This window comes from Mycobacteriales bacterium, from assembly GCA_035690485.1.
In the GTDB taxonomy this organism is placed as follows: Bacteria; Actinomycetota; Actinomycetes; order JAFAQI01; family DASSKL01; genus DASSKL01.
Map to the genome: position 1 here is coordinate 92764 of DASSKL010000080.1, position 16946 is coordinate 109709.

The following is a 16946-nucleotide window of genomic DNA, read 5'->3' on the forward strand; positions in this document are numbered from 1 at the left end:
GTCTTGCCTCCTGGGGAGATCAGGCGGTACGCCGGGAGCTCGGCAGCTCGCTGCGGTGCAGCCGCTCCACGAGCTCGGTGACCGCGGCGGCCAGCGTCGCCCGGTGCTGTGGGTCGACGTCGGCGAGTGCCTCGGTCAGCTGGCTGACGTGGTAGTGGTGCACGCGCTCCAGCGCCCGCTTGCCCTTGCGGGTGGCGACGTAGTGCGACACCCGGCCGTCGCTGTCGTGCGCCTGCCGGCTGACGAAACCGGCGGCCTCGAGCTGCTGCAGCACCCGGCTCGCCGTCGGCTGGCTGAGGTCGAGCGCCTGCGCGAGCCTGGTCGCCGAGATCGGGCCGACGTCGGCGACCAGCGACAGGAAGCGCAACCCGCTGCGGGTGACGTTGACCTTTGTCGACTCGACCGTGCGCTCGTGGAAGCGAGCCGACCCGGACAACCGGTAGAGGTCGTTGAGCGCCTGCGCGAGCCGGCTGAGCGACGGGTCGATCACGTCCGAAGTGTCCCAGATATGCATACAGCACGCAAGTACCTGCCAGCGCCAGCCGAGAAGAGATGGCCGGTTGGATGGTCGAGGCCTGCGGCGGCCTAGGCCTCGATGAGCCGCGGGCCGAGGTGGGCGAGCTGGCAGGAGGCGCCGCCGAGCAGCGCGTCGATCTCCATCGCCCAGAGGAACCGGCGGTGTACGGGGTAGGTCGTGTCCGCGCCCATGCCGCCGTGCAGGTGCTGCACGCGGTGCTGCACCCGAAGCCCCGCGTCGGTCGCCCACCACGTCGCGACGCCGACCGCGGCACGCGCGTCGTCGTGGTGCTCGACCGCCCACGCGGCCTGCCACAGCGTCATCCGCATCGCCTGCACGTCGCAGTAGCAGTCGGCGACCTGCTGGCTCACCGCCTGGAACGTCGCGAGCGGCCGGCCGAACTGCTCGCGGCTGGAGACGTAGGCCGCGGCGTCGTGCACTCCCCCGTCGGCCACCCCGAGCGCCAGCGCCGCCAGCGCGAGCCGCGCTCGCGCGTGCAGCCACCCGACCGCGCCCGCGTCGCCGAGCGGCTCGGCCGGCGCGCCGGCGAACGTCAGGTCGGCGGCCAGGGCGTGCGTCGTCGTCTCGACCGGCTCCCGGCGTACGCCGTCGGCGGTGATGTCGACGAGGAACAGCTGCCGCTGCCCGCCGGCCTCGGCCTCGACGACCACGGCACCCGCGGCGTGGCCGTGCGGCACGGTCGCAACCAGCCCGTCGAGGCGCCAGCCGCCGTCCGTCCGCTGCGCCCGCACGCCGACGCCACCCTCGACCAGGTCGAGCGCCACGGTGAGCGTTGCGCGGCCGCCCGCGATGCGCGGCAACCACTGTTCGTGCTGCGGTCCGGTGCCGTGCTGCCCGAGCGCGAGCCCGGCCAGCGCCGTCTCCCACAACGGCAGCATGGCCAGCCGGCGGCCCTGCTGCTCCAGCACGAGCAGCAGCTCGACGAGCCCGAGCCCGGCCCCGCCGTGCTCCTCGGGCACGGCGATGCCGAGCAGTCCGGCGTCGGCGGCCTCCCGCCAACCTTCGTCGTCGACCCGCGAGGTCGACCGCTCGAGGGCCGCGAGCTGGTCACCCGCGGTGCGCCGCGCGAAGGTCTCGTCCGCGAGCGCGACGAGGGACTGCTGGTCCTCAGAGGGTCCGAGGCTCACCGGGCACCTCGCGGCATGCCGAGACCGGTGGTGCAGATCATGTCGCGCAGCACCTCGTTGACCCCCCCGCCGAACGTGTTGACGATCGACCCGCGGGTGAGCACCTCGACGCGGCCGTCGAGCGGCGCGCCCGGCTGACCCTGCCGCCGCGCACCGGCAGCACCGAGCAGGCCGAACAGCGTGCGGCAGACCGACACGTGGGTCTCGGTGCCGAACACCTTGGCGGCCGAGGCATCGGCCACCGAGACCGTGCCGTCCTGCACCGCCGCGGCCACCTGCCAGTTGAGCAGCCGCACCGCCTCGACCTGCGCGTAGGTGCGGGCGAGGTCCTGGCGCACCCACGGCTCGCCCGCGATCCCCTGCTCGACGCACCAGTCGCGCACGCCCTCCCACAGCGCCTCGGTGCGGCCGGAGAACGCGGCGAGCCCGATCCGCTCGTGGTTGAGCTGGGCGGTGATCAACCGCCAGCCGCCGTCGACCTCGCCGACGACGTTGCCGGCCGGCACCCGCACGCCGTCGTAGAACGTCGTCGTCGTCATGTTGCCGCCCACGGTGTGCAGCGGCGCCCAGGAGAAGCCGGGGCTGTCCGTCGGCACGATGAACATCGAGATGCCCTTGTGCTTCGGGGCATCGGGGTTCGTGCGTGCGGCCAGCCAGACGTAGTCGGAGTGGCCCGCGCTGCTGGTGAACACCTTGTTGCCGTCGATCACCCACTCGCCGCCCGCACGCACGGCCCGGGTGCGCAGCGACGCGAGGTCGGTGCCCGACCCCGGCTCGGTGTAGCCGATGGCGAACAGGCACTCACCGGCGAGGATGCGCGGGAGGTAGTGGGCCTTCTGCTCGGGCGTGCCGAACGCCATCAGCGTCGGACCGACGGTGTTGATGGTCACGAAGGGGAACGGCGCGCCCGCCCGCTGCACCTCGGTGAACAGCAGCAGCTGCTCGAACGCCGTCGCCCCCCCGCCGCCGTACTCCTTCGGCCAGCCGAGGCCGAGCCAGCCGTCGGCACCGATCTGGCGTACCAGCCGGCGGAACAGCTCGGGGTTGTCGCCCTCGCCGCCCAGCTCCGCCTTGACCGCCGGCGGCAGCAGCCTCGCGAAGTAGGCCCGCAGCTCGTCACGCAGCTCGCGCTGGTCGGCCGTGAGCTCCATGTGCAGCACGGGCGCACAGTACCGCTCCCGGGCAAGCGCTTGGTAGGTTCTGCTCACTCCGCGACCAAGGGAGCCAGCAGTGGCAGGCACGAGTCATGGCCGGGTCGTCATCGTCACCGGCGCCGGTCAGGGCATCGGGCGGGCGCACGCCCACGCGTTCGCCGCCGACGGCGCCGCCGTGGTCGTCAACGACGTCGGGCCGGCCGCGCAGCAGGTGGTCGACGACATCAAGGCCGCGGGTGGCACCGCGGTCGCCAGCACCGGCGACGTCGCCGACTGGGACTACGCCGCCGCACTCGTCGCCACGGCGCTGGAGGAGTTCGGCCAGCTCGACGCCCTGGTCAACAACGCCGGCCTGGTGCGCGACCGGATGCTCGTCAACATGGCCGAGGCCGAGTGGGACGAGGTGCTCCGCGTCGACCTCAAGGGGCACTTCTGCCCACTGCGGCATGCCGCGGCCTACTGGCGCGACGAGAGCAAGGCCGGCCGGCAACGGGCCGCCCGCATCGTCAACACCTCGTCCGGGGCCGGCCTCCTCGGCAGCGTCGGACAGGGCAACTACTCGGCCGCGAAGGCGGGGGTCGCGGCGATGACGCAGGTGGCCGCGGCCGAGCTGGCCCGCTACGGCATCACGGTCAACGCGATCGCCCCCGCCGCCCGCACGCCGATGACCGAGCAGGTCTTCGCCGCGACGATGGCCAAGCCGGAGGACGGCTTCGACGCGATGGACCCGGCCAACGTCTCGCCGCTCGTGGTGTGGCTGGCGAGCGAGGACAGCGGCGACGTCTCCGGCCGCGTCTTCGAGGTCGAAGGCGGCATAATCAGCCCGGCCGACGGCTGGCAGCACGGACCGCGCGAGGACAAGGGCGAGCGCTGGTCGCCGGCCGAGATCGGTCCGGTCGTGCGCCGGCTGCTCAAGGAGGCGCCCGCCCCGGCGCCGGTCTACGGGGCCTGACATCCATGGCTGACAAGCGGATGACCGCCGAGCAGGTGATCGGGGAGCTGCGCTCGGGCATGACGCTCGGCATCGGGGGCTGGGGCTCGCGGCGCAAGCCGATGGCACTGGTGCGCGCCCTGTTGCGTTCCGACGTGACCGACCTGACCGTCGTCTCCTACGGCGGCCCCGACGTCGGGCTGCTCTGCGCAGCGGGCAAGGTGCGGCGGCTGGTCTTCGGCTTCGTCTCGCTCGACTCGATCCCGCTGGAGCCACACTTCCAGGCGGCGCGCAAGGCCGGCACGATCGAGGTCACGGAGCTCGACGAAGGCATGCTCCAGTGGGGGCTCTACGCCGCGTCGCTGCGGCTGCCGTTCCTGCCGACACGCGCCGGCCTCGGGTCGGACGTCATGCGGGTCAACCCGGACCTGCGCACGGTCACCTCGCCCTACGCCGGCGGCGAAGAGCTGGTCGCCGTACCCGCCCTGCACCTCGACGCGGCGCTCGTGCACCTCAACCGGGCCGACCCGAGCGGCAACGCGGTGTTCCTCGGCCCCGACCTCTACTTCGACGACCTCTACTGCCAGGCCGCCGAGCGCGCCTACCTGTCCTGCGAGCGGGTCGTGCCGACGGAGGAGCTCGCCAAGCACGACGTGACCCGGATGCGCATCAGCCGCTGGATGGTGCACGGCGTGGTCGAGGCCCCGGGTGGCGCGCACTTCACCTCCTGCGTGCCCGACTACGACCGGGACGAGGACTTCCAGAAGCAGTACGTCGCCGCAGCCAAGGAACCCGACGCCTGGCCCGCCTTCTACGAGCGCTACCTCGCGGAGCAGTCATGAGTGCCACCCGCGCGGAGGTGTGCGCGGTCGCCTGCGCGGAGGTGTTCCGCGGCGACGGCGAGATCCTGGTCAGCCCGATGGGCCTGCTGCCGAGCCTCGGTGCCCGGCTGGCCCGCGAGACGTTCGCGCCCGACCTGCTGCTGACCGACGGCGAGGCGACCTACGTCACCGGGACGTGGCCGATCGACGCCCCCCCGCCGGCCACGGCCGAGGGCTGGATCCCCTACCGCTCGATCTTCGACCTGCTCTGGGCCGGCCGTCGGCACGTGATGATGGGCGCCAGCCAGATCGACCGCTACGGCAACCAGAACATCTCCTGCATCGGCGACCACGCCAGGCCCACCGTGCAGCTGCTCGGCGTGCGCGGCGCGCCCGGCAACACCGTCAACCACCCGACCAGCTACTGGGTGCCGAAACACTCCCCCCGCGTCTTCGTGCCGCAGGTCGACATGGTCTCCGGCGTGGGCTACGACCGCGCGACGGGAGAGGCGGCCCGCTTCCACTGCATCCGCCGCGTCGTCACCGACCTGGCGGTGCTGGACTTCGGCGGCCCGAGCGGGACGATGCGGCTCGTGTCCACCCATCCCGGCGTCGGCGTCGACGAGGTGCAGGCCGCCACCGGCTTCGACCTGGTCACCGACGGCGCCACCGAGACACGGCTGCCCACCGGCGAGGAGCTGCACCTGATCCGCGAGGTGCTCGACCCCCGAAGCCTGCGCAGCCGCGAGGTGCCCGACTGATGCACCCCGCCCTGCAAACGCGAGCGTGCGAGCTGTTCGGCGTACGCCGCCCGGTCGTGCAGACCGGCATGGGCTGGGTGTCCGGTGCGCGGCTGACGTCGGCCACCGCCAACGCCGGCGGGCTCGGCATCCTCGCCTCCGCGACGATGACGTACGACGAGCTCGCCAGGGCCATCGCCGAGGTGAAGTCGCGCACGTCGGAGCCGTTCGGCGTCAACCTGCGCGCCGACGCGGCCGACGTCGTGCAGCGCATCGACCTGATGGCGCGAGAGGGCGTGCGGGTCGCGTCGTTCGCGCTGGCGCCGAAGCAGGATCTGATCGCGCGCTGCAAGGACCACGGCATGGTCGTGATGCCGTCGATCGGTGCGCGCCGGCACGCCGAGAAGGTTGCCGGCTGGGGCGCCGACGCGGTCATCGTGCAGGGCGGCGAAGGTGGCGGGCACACCGGCCAGGTGCCGACGACCGTGCTGCTGCCGCAGGTGGTCGATGCGGTCGACATCCCGGTCATCGCCGCCGGCGGGTTCTTCGACGGCCGCGGCCTGGTGGCCGCGCTGGCCTACGGCGCCGCGGGGATCGCGATGGGCACGCGGTTCCTGCTAACCAGCGACAGTGCGGTCAGCGACGTGGTGAAGCAGGTCTACCTGGGCAAGGGCGTGACCGACACCGTGGTGACGCGCGAGGTCGACGGCATGCCGCACCGGGTGCTGCGCACGCCGCTGGTCGACGCGCTGGAGCGCCGCCGCGCAACCGGCCGGCTGGCGCGCTCGGCGCGCTCGGCGGTGTCGTTCCAGCGGATGTCCGGCATCCCGTGGCGGCAGATGGTGTCGGAGGGGCTGGCGATGAAGCGCAGCGGCGAGCTGTCGTGGAGCCAGACGCTGATGGCCGCCAACACGCCGATGCTGCTCAAGGCCGCGATGGTCGACGGCCGGCCCGACCTGGGCGTCATGGCCTCCGGCCAGGTCGTCGGGCTGCTGGACGACCTGCCGTCGTGCGCCGAGCTGCTCGACCGGATCGAGCGGGAGGCGACCGAGGTGCTGGAGTGGTTCTGTGCCTGATCTTCAGATTCCCGAGCCGGTCCCCGCGCACGGGCTGCTCGCCGGCAAGACCGTGCTCGTCACCGCGGCCGCCGGCACCGGCATCGGCTTCGCCACCGCGAGGCGCTGCGTCGAGGAGGGCGCGACCGTCGCCATCTCCGACCGGCACGAGCGGCGGCTGCAGGAGGCGGCCGATGCTCTCGCCGAGCTGGCCGGCGAGCGCCCGCTCGCGATCCCCTGCGACGTGACCCAGGAGCCCGAGGTGCAGCGGATGTTCCACACCGCGCTGTCGCACCACGGGCACCTCGACGTGCTCGTCAACAACGCCGGCCTCGGCGGCACCGCGCTGCTGACCGAGATGACCGACGAGCAGTGGCAGCAGGTGCTCGACGTGACGCTGACCGGCACGTTCCGCTGCACCCGTGCGGCGCTCAAGCACATGACGACCCGTGGCGCCGGCGTCATCGTCAACAACGCCTCGGTGATCGGCTGGCGCGCGCAGGAGGGGCAGGGGCACTACGCCGCGGCCAAGGCCGGCGTCATGGCGTTGACCCGGGTCGCAGGCGTGGAGGGCGCCAGGCACGGCGTACGCGTCAACGCCGTCGCGCCGAGCCTCGCGATGCACCCGTTCCTGGCCAAGGTGACCACGGAGGACCTGCTCGAGGAGCTGACCGCACGCGAGGCGTTCGGGCGGGCCGCCGAGCCGTGGGAGGTCGCCAATGTCATCGTCTTCCTCGCCAGCGACTACTCGTCGTACATGACCGGCGAGGTCGTGTCGGTCAGCAGCCAGCACCCGTAGTCAGGAGCCGCGATGCCCCCGGTGTCCTCGAGAGTCCACGACAACGGCGTGGCCGAGGTCGTCGTCGACCACCCGCCGGTCAACGCGTTGCCGGTCGCCGGCTGGTTCGCACTCGCCGACGCCGTCCGCGCCGCCGGCCAGGATCCCGGCGTTCGCGCCGTCGTGCTGCGCGCCGAGGGGCGAGGCTTCAACGCCGGCGTCGACATCAAGGAGTTCCAGCGCGACAGCGGCTTCACCGCGCTGGTCGGCGCCAACCGCGGCTGCTTCGCCGCCTTCGCCGCGGTCTACGAGTGCGCGGTGCCGGTGATCGCGGCGGTGCACGGCTTCTGCCTTGGTGGCGGCATCGGGCTGGTCGGCAACGCCGACGTCATCGTGGCCAGCGACGACGCGACGTTCGGGTTGCCCGAGGTCGAGCGCGGGGCGCTCGGCGCGGCGACGCACCTGTCGCGGCTGGTGCCGCAGCACAAGATGCGAGCGATGGTCTACACCGCGGCGACCGCCACCGCGGCCGAGCTGCACGCCTTCGGATCGGTCCTGCGGGTGGTGCCGCGCGAGGCGCTGCGCGACGCCGCACTCGAGGTCGCGGGCGACATCGCCGCGAAGGACCCGACCGTCATCCGCGCAGCCAAGGAGTCGCTCAACGGCATCGATCTGCAGGACGTGCACCGCTCCTACCGCTACGAGCAGGGCTACACCTTCGAGCTCAACCTGTCGGGCGTCGCCGACAGGGTCCGCGAGTCCTTCGGCAAGCACTGACGCCCGCTACGAACGCAACAGCTTCTTGTCGACCTTGCCGGTCGCGTTGCGGGGCAGGGCGTCGACGAGCACCACCCGGCGCGGCACCTTGTAGCCGGCCAGCCGTTCCCTGCACCAGGCGATCAGCGCGTCGGGATCCGGTTGTGCGCCGGTCCGCGCTACCACGAACGCCTGGCCCACCTCGCCGAGCCGCTCGTCCGGCACGCCGACGACGGCAGCCTCCGACACCGCCTCGTGGCGCACCAGCACCTGCTCGACCTCGGCCGGGTAGGCGTTGAAGCCGCCGACGACGTACATGTCCTTCAGCCGGTCGGTGATCCGCAGGTTGCCGCCCTCGTCGAGCACGCCGACGTCGCCGGTGTGCAGCCAGCCGTCGCTGTCGACGGCGGCAGCGGTCGCCTCGGGGTCCTCCCAGTAGCCGAGCATGACGTTGTAGCCGCGGACGACGACCTCGCCCGGTTCGCCGGTGGCCACCGGCGCACCCTGCTCGTCGACGACCCGCACCTCGACGCCGTCGATCGCCCGGCCGCTCGTCAACGAGACGACCTCGTCCGGATCGCCCTGCCGGCAGCCGGTCGCGTAACCCCCGCACTCGGTCAGCCCGTAGGCCGTCAGCACCGTCTCGAACCCCAGCTCGTCGCGCATCCGGCGGATCAGCTCGGTCGGCACGACCGACGCCCCGGTGACCGCGAGGCGCACCGACGACAGGTCGTACGCCGAGCGCTGCGGGTGCTCCAGCAGCGTGGAGTACAACGTCGGCGGGCCGGGCACGACCGTGACCTTCTCGCGCTGGACGAGATCCATGGTCGCGGGCACGTCGAACACCTGCACCGGCAGCAGCGTCGCCCGCTGCACCAGGCAGGCGAGCATCCCGGCCTTGTAACCGAACGTGTGGAAGAACGGCGCGACCACCAGCATCCGGTCGCCGCGACGCAGCCCGACCGTCTGCGCCCACGTGCTGAACAGCCGCACGCCCTGCTCGTGGGTGACCATCACGCCCTTGGGCCGGCCGGTGGTGCCCGACGTGAAGATGAGGTCCGAGACGGCGTCCGGCGCCACCCCGTCGGCCGCCTTCCCGGCGTCGGCCTCGTCGACGGTGTTCGCGCGATCGAGGAACCGGGCCCAGCCGTCGTCGCCCTCGCCGTCTAAGCGCACGACGGTCTCCAGCGCCGGCAGCGGCTCGGCGGTCGCGAGCATCGCCAACCGGTTGCCGTCGAGGAACCCGTCGTCGACGACCAGCAGCCGCGCGCCGGTCGCAGCCAGGACGTGCTGCGCCTCCTCGCCCTTGAAGCGGGTGTTGACCGGCACCAGCACGGCCCCGACCGACACCAGCCCCAGGGCGGCGATCACCCAGCGGTCGCTGTTCGGCGCCCAGATGGCGACCCGGTCGCCGGGCCGGATGGCGGTGGCGAGGAACGCGCGGGCACAGCGGCGTACGTGCTCCTGCAGCTGCGCGAACGTCAGGCGCGCGTCGCCGAAGACCAGCGCCTCGTCGTCGGGCACCTCCGCCGCCGCGGCAGCCAGGACGGCAGGGAAAGTCAGGGCAGGCACAGGCGGACTCCGACGATGTAGCAAGCGCTTGGTAGGACAGTATGATCGGCCGGTAGCACCGTCAACGTCACCGCACGCTCGGCCCAGGGAGGTCGCGTGGCCCGGCCGCAGGACCGTCGCGAGGTGATTCTCCGCGAGGCCGCCGAGCTCTTCGCCCGGCAAGGTGTGGCCGCGACCACGGTGCGCGAGATCGCCGACGCCGCAGGGATCCTTTCGGGCAGCCTCTACCACCACTTCACCTCCAAGGACGAGATCGTGGAGGCGGTGCTGGCGACGTTCCTGCAGGAGCTGCGGGAGCGCTACGACGAGGTGGTGGCGGGCACCGGCGAGGCCACCGAGAAGCTGCGCGGGCTCGTCGACGTGAGCCTCGAGATGATCGCGAAGCATCCGCGAGCGACGGAGATCTACCAGAGCGACGCGCACCGGTTGCGGGCCAGCGACGGTTTCGTCGAGGAGTCGACGAGGGCCGTGCGTGCCGCCTGGGTGTCCGTGCTCGAGGAGGGCGTGCGTAGCGGTGCCTTCCGCGCCGACGTGCCGGTGAAGGTCCTCTACCCGCTGCTGCGCGACGGGCTCTGGCTGACCGCGCGATGGTTCCGGCCGACCCGCGCCTACGGGCACGCGCAGCTGGCCGACGACTACTGGCGCGTCTACGCCGGCGGGCTCGTGCGCAAGGAAGCCGCGTCGTGGACCTGACCGAATCCCCGCAGGAGCAGGCCTTTCGTGCCGAGGCGCGCGACTGGCTCGCCGACCACGTGCCCCGCGAGCCGCTCCCGTCGGGCGACACCCGTGAGGGCTTCACGCTGCACGTCGAGTGGGAGAAGACGCTGCACGCGGCCCGCTGGTCGGTGGTGTCGTGGCCGGCGGCCTACGGCGGGCGCGACGCCTCGGTCTGGGAGTGGCTGGCGTTCGAGGAGGAGTACTACCGGGCCGGCGCGCCGCAGCGCGTCACGCAGAACGGCATCTTCCTGCTGGCGCCGACGCTGTTCGCGTTCGGCACGCAGGAGCAGCAGGACACGCTGCTGCCACGGATGGCCGCAGCCGACGACCTGTGGTGCCAGGGCTGGTCCGAGCCCGGCGCCGGCAGCGACCTGGCGTCGCTGACCAGCCGGGCCGAGCGCGACGAGTCCCGTGGTGGCTGGCGCCTGTTCGGGCAGAAGACGTGGACGACGCGCGGCGCGTTCTGCACGCACCTGTTCGGCCTGTTCCGCAGCGACCCGGCGTCGCAGCGTCACCGCGGGCTCACCTACTTCCTCGTGCCGCTCGACGCGCCCGGCGTGACCGTGCGGGGGTTCAGCCGGCTCGACGGCGACGAGGGCTTCGCCGAGGTCTGGTTCGACGACGTGTTCGTGCCCGACTCGGCCGTGCTCGGCGGCGTCGGCGCCGGCTGGCGGGTCGCGATGGCGACCACCGGGTCCGAACGCGGGCTGACGCTGCGCTCCCCCGGCCGCTTCACCGCCGCGGTCGACCGGCTGGTCGCACTGGCGCGGCAGCATCCCGAAGCCCTGACGGGGTCGCTGCGCGAGCGCATCACCCAAGCCTGGATCGACGCCGAGGCCTACCGGCTGTTCACCCTGCAGCAGGTCACCAACAGCGTCTCCGGCCGCGAGCGTGTCGGGGAGTCGTCGCTCAACAAGCTGTTCTGGAGCGAGCTCGACGTGCGGATCCAGTCGGCGGCGCTCGACCTGCTCGGACCCGTGGCCGAGGTGGACGGGCCGTGGGCCCGCGGGTTCCTCTTCTCGCTGGCCGGCCCCATCTACGCGGGCACCAACGAGGTGCAGCGCAACATCGTCGCCGAGCGGCTGCTCGGCCTGCCGCGGGCGGCGCGGGGCTGATGTTCTTCGGGCTGTCCGACGACGCGCGCTCGCTGGCCGCCGGCGTGCACGACCTGCTCACCGACGCCTGCCCGCCCGACGTGGTCCGGGCGGCCTGGCCCGGCGGCGACCCGTCGGCGGTCGACAAGCTGTGGGCGGCGCTCGGCGACCTCGGGCTCTTCGGCCTGCTGGTGCCCGAGTCGACCGGCGGGCTCGGTCTCGACGACCTCGTGACCGTCGCGGCACTGCAGCAGTGCGGCTACGCCGGAGTGCCCGGGCCTCTCGTCGAGACCGTTGCGGTAGCAGCGCCCCTGCTGTCTGCCGGAGACGCGCTGCCCGCCGGCCTGCTCGAGGGCAGTGTCCGCGTCGCCGTGCAGCGCGACGCCAGGGATGCGAACGGCACCGGACCGCTCGTGCCCTACGCCGCGGCGAGCACGCACGTGCTGCAGCTACCCGGCCCGCAACCGGCGGGCTCTCGGCCCCGACTACTTCCCGTCGACGACCTGTCGGTGACACCGGTAGCCACGACCGACGGCTCCCGCGCCGCGGCCCGCATCACTGCCGCAGAGACCGGCACCGGTTTGGCCCTCGACGTCGGGCCGGCCGATGTCGCGTCGGCCCGGCACCGTGGGGTGCTGGGCACGGCGGCGTACCTCGTCGGGTTGTCGCGCCGGATGCTCGACCTGACGGTGAGCTACGTCAGCAACCGCACGCAGTTCGGCGTGGCCATCGGCAGCTTTCAGGCGGTGCAGCACCCGCTGGCCGATGCGCTGGTGGCCGTCGAGTTCGCCGAGCCTGTTGTGCTGCGGGCCGCGCAGTCGCTGGTCGACGACGACCCCGCCACCGGCATTCACGTCGCGATGGCCAAAGCCCTCGCGTCGGATGCCGCGACGCAGGCCACTCGGGCGACGTTGCAGGCGCACGGCGCGATGGGCTACACCGTCGAGTACGACCTGCACCTGTTCGCCAAGCGCGCCTGGGCGCTGGCTGCCGACTGGGGCAGCGCCGCCGAGCACCGTGCCACGATCACCCGCACCCTGCTACCCGAGGAGACACCGTGACCGCAGAAGCGACGGCACCGGTCCAGGCGAGCAGCCCCGACTCGCCGGTGCGCTACGAACGCCGCGGCGCGGTCGCGGTCGTCACCATGGACCGCCCGGAGTTCCGCAACGCGCAGAACAGCAAGATGACCTACGCGCTCGACCGGGCGTTCTACCGCGCGGCCGAGGACGACGAGGTCAAGGTCGTGGTGCTCGCCGGTGAGGGCAAGCACTTTTCCGCCGGGCACGACATCGGCACGCCCGGCCGCGACGCCGACGAGACGTTCGAGCGCAAGGCCGGGCTGTGGTGGGACCACGTCGGCAAGGACGGCGCGGCGTCGCGCTACGCCCGCGAGTCCGAGGTCTACCTGGGCATGTGCCGGCGCTGGCGCGACCTGCCGAAACCGACGATCGCGATGGTGCAGGGAGCCTGCATCGCGGGCGGGCTGATGCTCGCCTGGTGCTGCGACCTCGTCATCGCCTCCGACGACGCGTTCTTCGCCGACCCGGTCGTCCGCATGGGCATCCCCGGCGTCGAGTACTTCGCCCACCCATGGCAGATGCCGCCCCGGTTCGCCAAGGAGTTCCTGTTCCTCGGTGAGCGGGTCGACGCCACCCGCGCCCGCGAGCTCGGCATGGTCAACCGGGTGGTGCCACGCGACCGACTCGAGGCCGAGACGATGGACGTCGCCGAGAAGATCGCGGCCATGCCGGCCTTCGGCCTGGCCCTCACCAAGCGCGCGGTCAACCAGTGCGAGGACCTGATGGGCATGCGCGACGGCATGGACGCGGTGTTCGCGCTGCACCACCTGGCGCACGCGCACAACGCCGAGGTCGGCGGCGACTCGCTCGGTGGCCAGGACGCGCGCAGCATGCGCGACTCGGCCCGCTGACATCTCTCGCGGCGCTGCCGGCGCCCGGCGTACCGTCGTCGCCATGACGACCTTGGACGACGCGCGTCTCGATCCCGCGCTGCTCGACCGCGTCCTGGCCGACCTCGACCGCGACGGTTATGCCGTGGTCGAGCGGCTGCTGCCGCCCGACGAGGCCGCTGCGGTGCGAGCCGGGCTGCGCGACGTGCTCGACCGCACGCCGACGGGGCGCAACGACTTCGAGGGCTTCAGCACTCGCCGGGTCTATGCGCTGTTCGCCAAGACCCGCGCGTTCGACCCGCTCGCCGTGCACCCGCTGCTGCTCGGCGTGCTCGATCGCACGCTCGGCGGCAGCTACCAGCTCAGCGCGCCGACCGGCATCGAGATCGGCCCCGGCGAGAAGGCGCAGTTCCTGCACACCGACGACCAGATCTACCCGCTGCCGCGGCCGCACCAGGAAGTCGTCCTCAACACGATGTGGGCGCTCGACGACTTCACCGAGGACAACGGCGCGACCCGGGTCGTGCCCGGCAGCCACCGCTGGACCGACCGGCGCCCGGTCGATCCCGACGAGACCGTGACCGTCACCATGCCGGCGGGATCGGTGCTGTTCATCCTCGGCAACCTCTGGCACGGCGGCGGCGCCAACCGCACCGATCGCCCGCGCCTCGGCGTCCTGCTGGAGTACGCCGCGGGCTGGCTGCGCCAGCAGGAGAACCACGTGCTCGCCGTACCGCCCGAGACCGTGCGCACGCTGGAGCCGCGCCTGCAGGAGCTGCTCGGCTACGGCATCCACCCGCCGTTCGTCGGTTACGTCGACGGTCGCCACCCGCGCCACGTGCTGGAGCACTGAGCTTCGGGCGGCGTGCGGAGTCGATCACTCCCGGGCCGGTGGGTCTCGCCAGGTGCGGCCGTGGGGATCCGTCCACTCGACGATGCCGTCGTCGAGGCGCTGGTAGCGCCAGCGGGTGTGGGTCTTGAGCCGGTGGTGCCGCCGGCACAGCGGGATCAGGTTGCCCCGTGTGGTCGGGCCGCCATCATCGTGAGGAGTCGTGTGGTCGAGGTCGCTGCGCTGCGCGGGTGTGGTGCAGCCGGGGAACCGGCACCGCCGGTCCCGAGCCCGGATGAACTCCCGCAGCCGCTTCGAGGGCCGGTAGCGCTGCCGGCCCTGGTCGAGCAGCTCCCCGCTGGCCGGGTCGGTAATCCAGCGCTGCCAGTCGGCGTCCTCGGCCAGGGCCCGGCCGACCGCCGGGGGCAGCGGCCCGTAGCCGGGCAGGCTGACCGGGTTGTCGGCCAAACCGAGCGCAGTCGGCAGGTCGATCGTGACCTGCACGAGCGGCTGCAGCTGCGGCGCCTCGGCTTGCCCGGTGACCAGGGCGACCAACGCGTCGGCGCGGCGCTGGTCGAGCGTCCGGTCGTCATCGGTCCAGGTCTCGGCGGTGCTGGTGAGGGCCTGCCAGACGGCGTGGCCGTGCTCGGCGGTGAGCTGCGCACACAGGGTGAACATGCCGTTTGGTTCGTTCCAGTACTGGACCTGCCGGCCGGCCCGCGCCTGCTCCCGGCGCCGGGCCGCGCCCTGTGGGTCGGCCGCGATCACCGCGCGCCGCGCGAGGTTGCGGAACCGGCCCGGGGTCAGCTCGACCGCCTTGTCCAGCACCGTTTTCGCGACGTGGCGGGCCGTGTCGTCGTCGACCTCGGCGGTCTCCTCGATCAGGGCGATCGCCTGGATCACCGAGAGGCCGCCGGTCTCCATCGCGTCGCGGGCGGCGATCAGCCGCCCATCCAACGCGCGGGCGTGCTCGATCCGCCGGTGCGCCGCGGCCGGCGAGACGTGCAACGCGACCGCGACCTGCTCCCGGGTCCAGTCCTCACTGTCCAGCGGGTCGGTCGGATCCGGCGCGGCCGCGGCGGCCAGGCAGGCGGCCTTGCGCGACTCCACCCAGGCGCTGACCCGCTCCCAGTCGGCGAGCGCGTCGAGGCGATCCACCGGGGACAGCTCCCACGGATCGGTCCCCGCCAACCGCTGCAGCACCTCCAACATGCGAACGACATTACGTCCCACCACCGACAATTTCGGCATACAGGAAATGCCTGTGGAACAAGGAAAATCCGCTCTCAGCGAATGCCGGCCCGGCCCGACCGCGACCTGCGGTTACAGTGACCGCACAGGGAGGTCCAATGATCCACGACGTCATCGAACGTTGGCACCGCAACATCCGTGGCGAGCTGGCCGGCGGGCTCGACGAGCTGCTCGACGACGACGTCGTCTTCTACTCGCCGATCGTCTTCACGCCCCAGCGCGGCAAGGAGATCACGACGGCCTACCTCACGGCGGCCGGACAGACGCTCGCCGGCAAGAAGCAGCCGCAGTCCGCTGCCGGTGCGTCTGAAGACGGTTTCCGCTACACCAAGCAGGTGCTCGACGGCGAAACGGCGGTGCTGGAGTTCGAGACGACCGTCGGCGGCAAGTACGTCAACGGCGTCGACATCATCCGCTGCAACGACCAGGGCAAGATCGTCGAGATCAGGGTGATGGTCCGCCCGCTGCAGGCGATCAACATGGTCCACGAGCAGATGCGTGCCGCGCTCGAGGCCGCACAGGCCTGACGTCAGTCCGCGAGCCGCTGCACCAACCGTTTCGGTGCGACCGTGCGGTAGGCCTCACGGACGCATTCCTCGATCTCGGCCCAGTCGACGTCGCCGTCGAGGCGTACGCCGATCCAGCCGCGATGCCCGACATACGGCGGCCGGAAGAACCGCTGGGGGGCCTCGGCGACAAGTTCCTGCAGCACACCTACCGGCGCCGCGCACCACAGATGCGGGAAGTCGTGGTCGTGATGGCCGCCGGACCACAGCATCACGAACTGCTTGCCGACGAAGAACGCCGGCGACCCGTGACTCACCCTCTCGGTGACCTCAGGCAGCGCCAGGCACATAGCCCGCACCCGGTCCTCGACGTCCCCGGTCACGTGGACACCCGGCGCGCCATCAGGAACGCGCTGTCCGACGCCCGCCTCACCGGCCGGCCGTAGGACGCGGCCACCTCGCTTAGCAGGTGCTCTCGGATCGACCAGCCGGAGGAGCGCAGCCGATCCAGCTCCGCGGGTGCCAGGCCCTCCTGCCAGAGTCCGGCGGTCGCCTGCACGTCGGCCGCGGCCAGCCGGCGCCGGCCGTGCGGCTTCTCGAAGGCCACCGCGCTCCCGACCGCCGACGCCGCGTCGACGCGGGCCAGGACGTGCGCGGCCTGTGTCGACGACAGGTAGGCGAACACGCCCTCGATCAGCCACGCCGTGGGCACCGACGGATCGAACGCCGCGGCCTGCAGCGACGACGACCAGTCACCCGTCAGGTCTGCGGCGACGGTCGTCCGGGAACACGCCGGGTCGACGTCGGTCAGCACCGCGTCCTTGACCGCGAAGACCTCGGCGCGGTCCACCTCGAACCACCGGGTCTGCGCCGGCACCGCCAGCCGGAAGGCCCGGGTGTCCAGCCCGGCGCCCAGGACGACCACCTGAGGGCAGCCGGCACGCAGCAGGAAGTCGTCGTAGAACGGGGTGCGAATGACGACGTGAAAGGCCAGGGCCCGCCGCTCCGCGCTGGCCGGGCCCTCGTCGACCTGCGGCTGCAGCGCGGCGAAGGCGGCAGCGTAAGGGTCGTGGAACAGCGCGTCGGGACGTGCCGACTCCATCGCGCGCACCCGCGCGGCCGACACCGCAGTGCCGGCGACCCCCGCTAGCTGCACGCCGAGAAA

At 72.5% G+C, this 16946-nt stretch carries 19 protein-coding genes; 12 read left to right on the forward strand and 7 right to left on the reverse strand.

Annotated elements, in window-relative coordinates:
* Window positions 1-19: 19 nt before the first annotated feature.
* The 3 genes from VFJ21_12060 to VFJ21_12070 all read right to left on the reverse strand — a co-directional run bounded on the left by VFJ21_12060 (window position 20) and on the right by VFJ21_12070 (window position 2822).
* Window positions 20-490 carry a MarR family transcriptional regulator gene (locus tag VFJ21_12060; GenBank protein HET7407853.1) on the reverse strand — a complete coding sequence of 157 codons (471 nt, stop codon included), beginning with the start codon at window positions 488-490 and terminating at the stop codon, window positions 20-22.
* 95 nt (window positions 491-585) lie between these two features.
* Window positions 586-1665: an acyl-CoA dehydrogenase family protein gene (locus tag VFJ21_12065; GenBank protein ID HET7407854.1), complete on the reverse strand. Its 1080-nt coding sequence runs from the start codon at window positions 1663-1665 to the stop codon at window positions 586-588.
* Window positions 1662-2822 (reverse strand): acyl-CoA dehydrogenase family protein, encoded by a 1161-nt coding sequence (locus tag VFJ21_12070; GenBank protein HET7407855.1) that lies wholly within the window; start codon window positions 2820-2822, stop codon window positions 1662-1664. Before VFJ21_12070 ends, VFJ21_12065 begins: the two co-directional genes overlap by 4 nt.
* A gap of 73 nt (window positions 2823-2895) precedes the next feature.
* Between VFJ21_12070 and VFJ21_12075 the strand changes: the two genes are divergently transcribed.
* Genes VFJ21_12075 through VFJ21_12100 form a run of 6 tightly spaced genes read left to right on the forward strand, consistent with a single transcriptional unit; the run spans window position 2896 to window position 7921 of the window.
* Window positions 2896-3771 carry an SDR family oxidoreductase gene (locus tag VFJ21_12075; protein ID HET7407856.1) on the forward strand — a complete coding sequence of 292 codons (876 nt, stop codon included), beginning with the start codon at window positions 2896-2898 and terminating at the stop codon, window positions 3769-3771.
* Window positions 3772-3776: 5 nt separating this feature from the next.
* Window positions 3777-4592 (forward strand): CoA-transferase, encoded by an 816-nt coding sequence (locus VFJ21_12080; protein HET7407857.1) that lies wholly within the window; start codon window positions 3777-3779, stop codon window positions 4590-4592.
* Window positions 4589-5332, forward strand: coding sequence for a CoA-transferase (locus VFJ21_12085; GenBank protein ID HET7407858.1), 744 nt, complete (start codon window positions 4589-4591; stop codon window positions 5330-5332). The genes VFJ21_12080 and VFJ21_12085 overlap by 4 nt, the downstream gene beginning before the upstream one ends.
* Window positions 5332-6387, forward strand: a complete 1056-nt coding sequence (locus tag VFJ21_12090; GenBank protein ID HET7407859.1) for a nitronate monooxygenase — start codon at window positions 5332-5334, stop codon at window positions 6385-6387. Before VFJ21_12085 ends, VFJ21_12090 begins: the two co-directional genes overlap by 1 nt.
* Window positions 6380-7165, forward strand: a complete 786-nt coding sequence (locus VFJ21_12095; protein HET7407860.1) for an SDR family oxidoreductase — start codon at window positions 6380-6382, stop codon at window positions 7163-7165. Before VFJ21_12090 ends, VFJ21_12095 begins: the two co-directional genes overlap by 8 nt.
* Before the next feature lie 12 nt (window positions 7166-7177).
* A complete protein-coding gene (locus tag VFJ21_12100) occupies window positions 7178-7921 on the forward strand; it encodes an enoyl-CoA hydratase family protein (protein ID HET7407861.1) in 744 nt (247 codons plus the stop codon).
* Window positions 7922-7927: 6 nt separating this feature from the next.
* Here VFJ21_12100 and VFJ21_12105 read toward each other — a convergent pair whose 3' ends face one another.
* A complete protein-coding gene (locus VFJ21_12105; GenBank protein HET7407862.1) occupies window positions 7928-9472 on the reverse strand; it encodes a FadD3 family acyl-CoA ligase in 1545 nt (514 codons plus the stop codon).
* A 96-nt stretch (window positions 9473-9568) separates the two neighbouring features.
* Here VFJ21_12105 and VFJ21_12110 point away from each other — a divergent pair, with 96 nt between their 5' ends.
* From VFJ21_12110 to VFJ21_12130, 5 genes are read left to right on the forward strand one after another with little or no spacing between them, the layout of a single operon-like run.
* Complete coding sequence (locus tag VFJ21_12110; GenBank protein ID HET7407863.1) at window positions 9569-10165, forward strand: TetR/AcrR family transcriptional regulator; 597 nt, start codon at window positions 9569-9571, stop codon at window positions 10163-10165.
* On the forward strand, window positions 10156-11304 hold the full coding sequence (locus VFJ21_12115) for an acyl-CoA dehydrogenase family protein (GenBank protein ID HET7407864.1): 1149 nt from the start codon (window positions 10156-10158) through the stop codon (window positions 11302-11304). The genes VFJ21_12110 and VFJ21_12115 overlap by 10 nt, the downstream gene beginning before the upstream one ends.
* Complete coding sequence (locus VFJ21_12120; GenBank protein ID HET7407865.1) at window positions 11304-12344, forward strand: acyl-CoA dehydrogenase; 1041 nt, start codon at window positions 11304-11306, stop codon at window positions 12342-12344. Before VFJ21_12115 ends, VFJ21_12120 begins: the two co-directional genes overlap by 1 nt.
* Window positions 12341-13216, forward strand: coding sequence for an enoyl-CoA hydratase (locus tag VFJ21_12125; GenBank protein ID HET7407866.1), 876 nt, complete (start codon window positions 12341-12343; stop codon window positions 13214-13216). Before VFJ21_12120 ends, VFJ21_12125 begins: the two co-directional genes overlap by 4 nt.
* Window positions 13217-13259: 43 nt before the next feature.
* Window positions 13260-14048, forward strand: a complete 789-nt coding sequence (locus VFJ21_12130; protein HET7407867.1) for a phytanoyl-CoA dioxygenase family protein — start codon at window positions 13260-13262, stop codon at window positions 14046-14048.
* Between the two features lie 24 nt (window positions 14049-14072).
* Here the strand turns inward: VFJ21_12130 and VFJ21_12135 are convergent, their stop codons facing one another.
* Entirely contained in the window at window positions 14073-15236 is a 1164-nt protein-coding gene (locus VFJ21_12135; GenBank protein ID HET7407868.1) for a DUF222 domain-containing protein, read from the reverse strand.
* 137 nt (window positions 15237-15373) lie between these two features.
* Here VFJ21_12135 and VFJ21_12140 point away from each other — a divergent pair, with 137 nt between their 5' ends.
* Window positions 15374-15802, forward strand: coding sequence for a nuclear transport factor 2 family protein (locus VFJ21_12140; protein ID HET7407869.1), 429 nt, complete (start codon window positions 15374-15376; stop codon window positions 15800-15802).
* A 2-nt stretch (window positions 15803-15804) separates the two neighbouring features.
* Here VFJ21_12140 and VFJ21_12145 read toward each other — a convergent pair whose 3' ends face one another.
* Complete coding sequence (locus tag VFJ21_12145) at window positions 15805-16131, reverse strand: MmcQ/YjbR family DNA-binding protein (protein ID HET7407870.1); 327 nt, start codon at window positions 16129-16131, stop codon at window positions 15805-15807.
* 29 nt (window positions 16132-16160) lie between these two features.
* Window positions 16161-16937 carry an SAM-dependent methyltransferase gene (locus tag VFJ21_12150; protein HET7407871.1) on the reverse strand — a complete coding sequence of 259 codons (777 nt, stop codon included), beginning with the start codon at window positions 16935-16937 and terminating at the stop codon, window positions 16161-16163.
* Window positions 16938-16946: the final 9 nt, after the last annotated feature.

Coding starts and splice junctions, on each gene's coding strand:
- VFJ21_12145 (HET7407870.1), bottom strand. CDS start 16,131: ATGTGCCTGGCGCTGCCTGAGGTCACCGAGAGGGTGAGTCACGGGTCG.
- VFJ21_12140 (HET7407869.1), top strand. CDS start 15,374: ATGATCCACGACGTCATCGAACGTTGGCACCGCAACATCCGTGGCGAG.
- VFJ21_12120 (HET7407865.1), top strand. CDS start 11,304: ATGTTCTTCGGGCTGTCCGACGACGCGCGCTCGCTGGCCGCCGGCGTG.
- VFJ21_12085 (HET7407858.1), top strand. CDS start 4,589: ATGAGTGCCACCCGCGCGGAGGTGTGCGCGGTCGCCTGCGCGGAGGTG.
- VFJ21_12080 (HET7407857.1), top strand. CDS start 3,777: ATGGCTGACAAGCGGATGACCGCCGAGCAGGTGATCGGGGAGCTGCGC.
- VFJ21_12100 (HET7407861.1), top strand. CDS start 7,178: ATGCCCCCGGTGTCCTCGAGAGTCCACGACAACGGCGTGGCCGAGGTC.
- VFJ21_12130 (HET7407867.1), top strand. CDS start 13,260: ATGACGACCTTGGACGACGCGCGTCTCGATCCCGCGCTGCTCGACCGC.
- VFJ21_12135 (HET7407868.1), bottom strand. CDS start 15,236: ATGTTGGAGGTGCTGCAGCGGTTGGCGGGGACCGATCCGTGGGAGCTG.
- VFJ21_12090 (HET7407859.1), top strand. CDS start 5,332: ATGCACCCCGCCCTGCAAACGCGAGCGTGCGAGCTGTTCGGCGTACGC.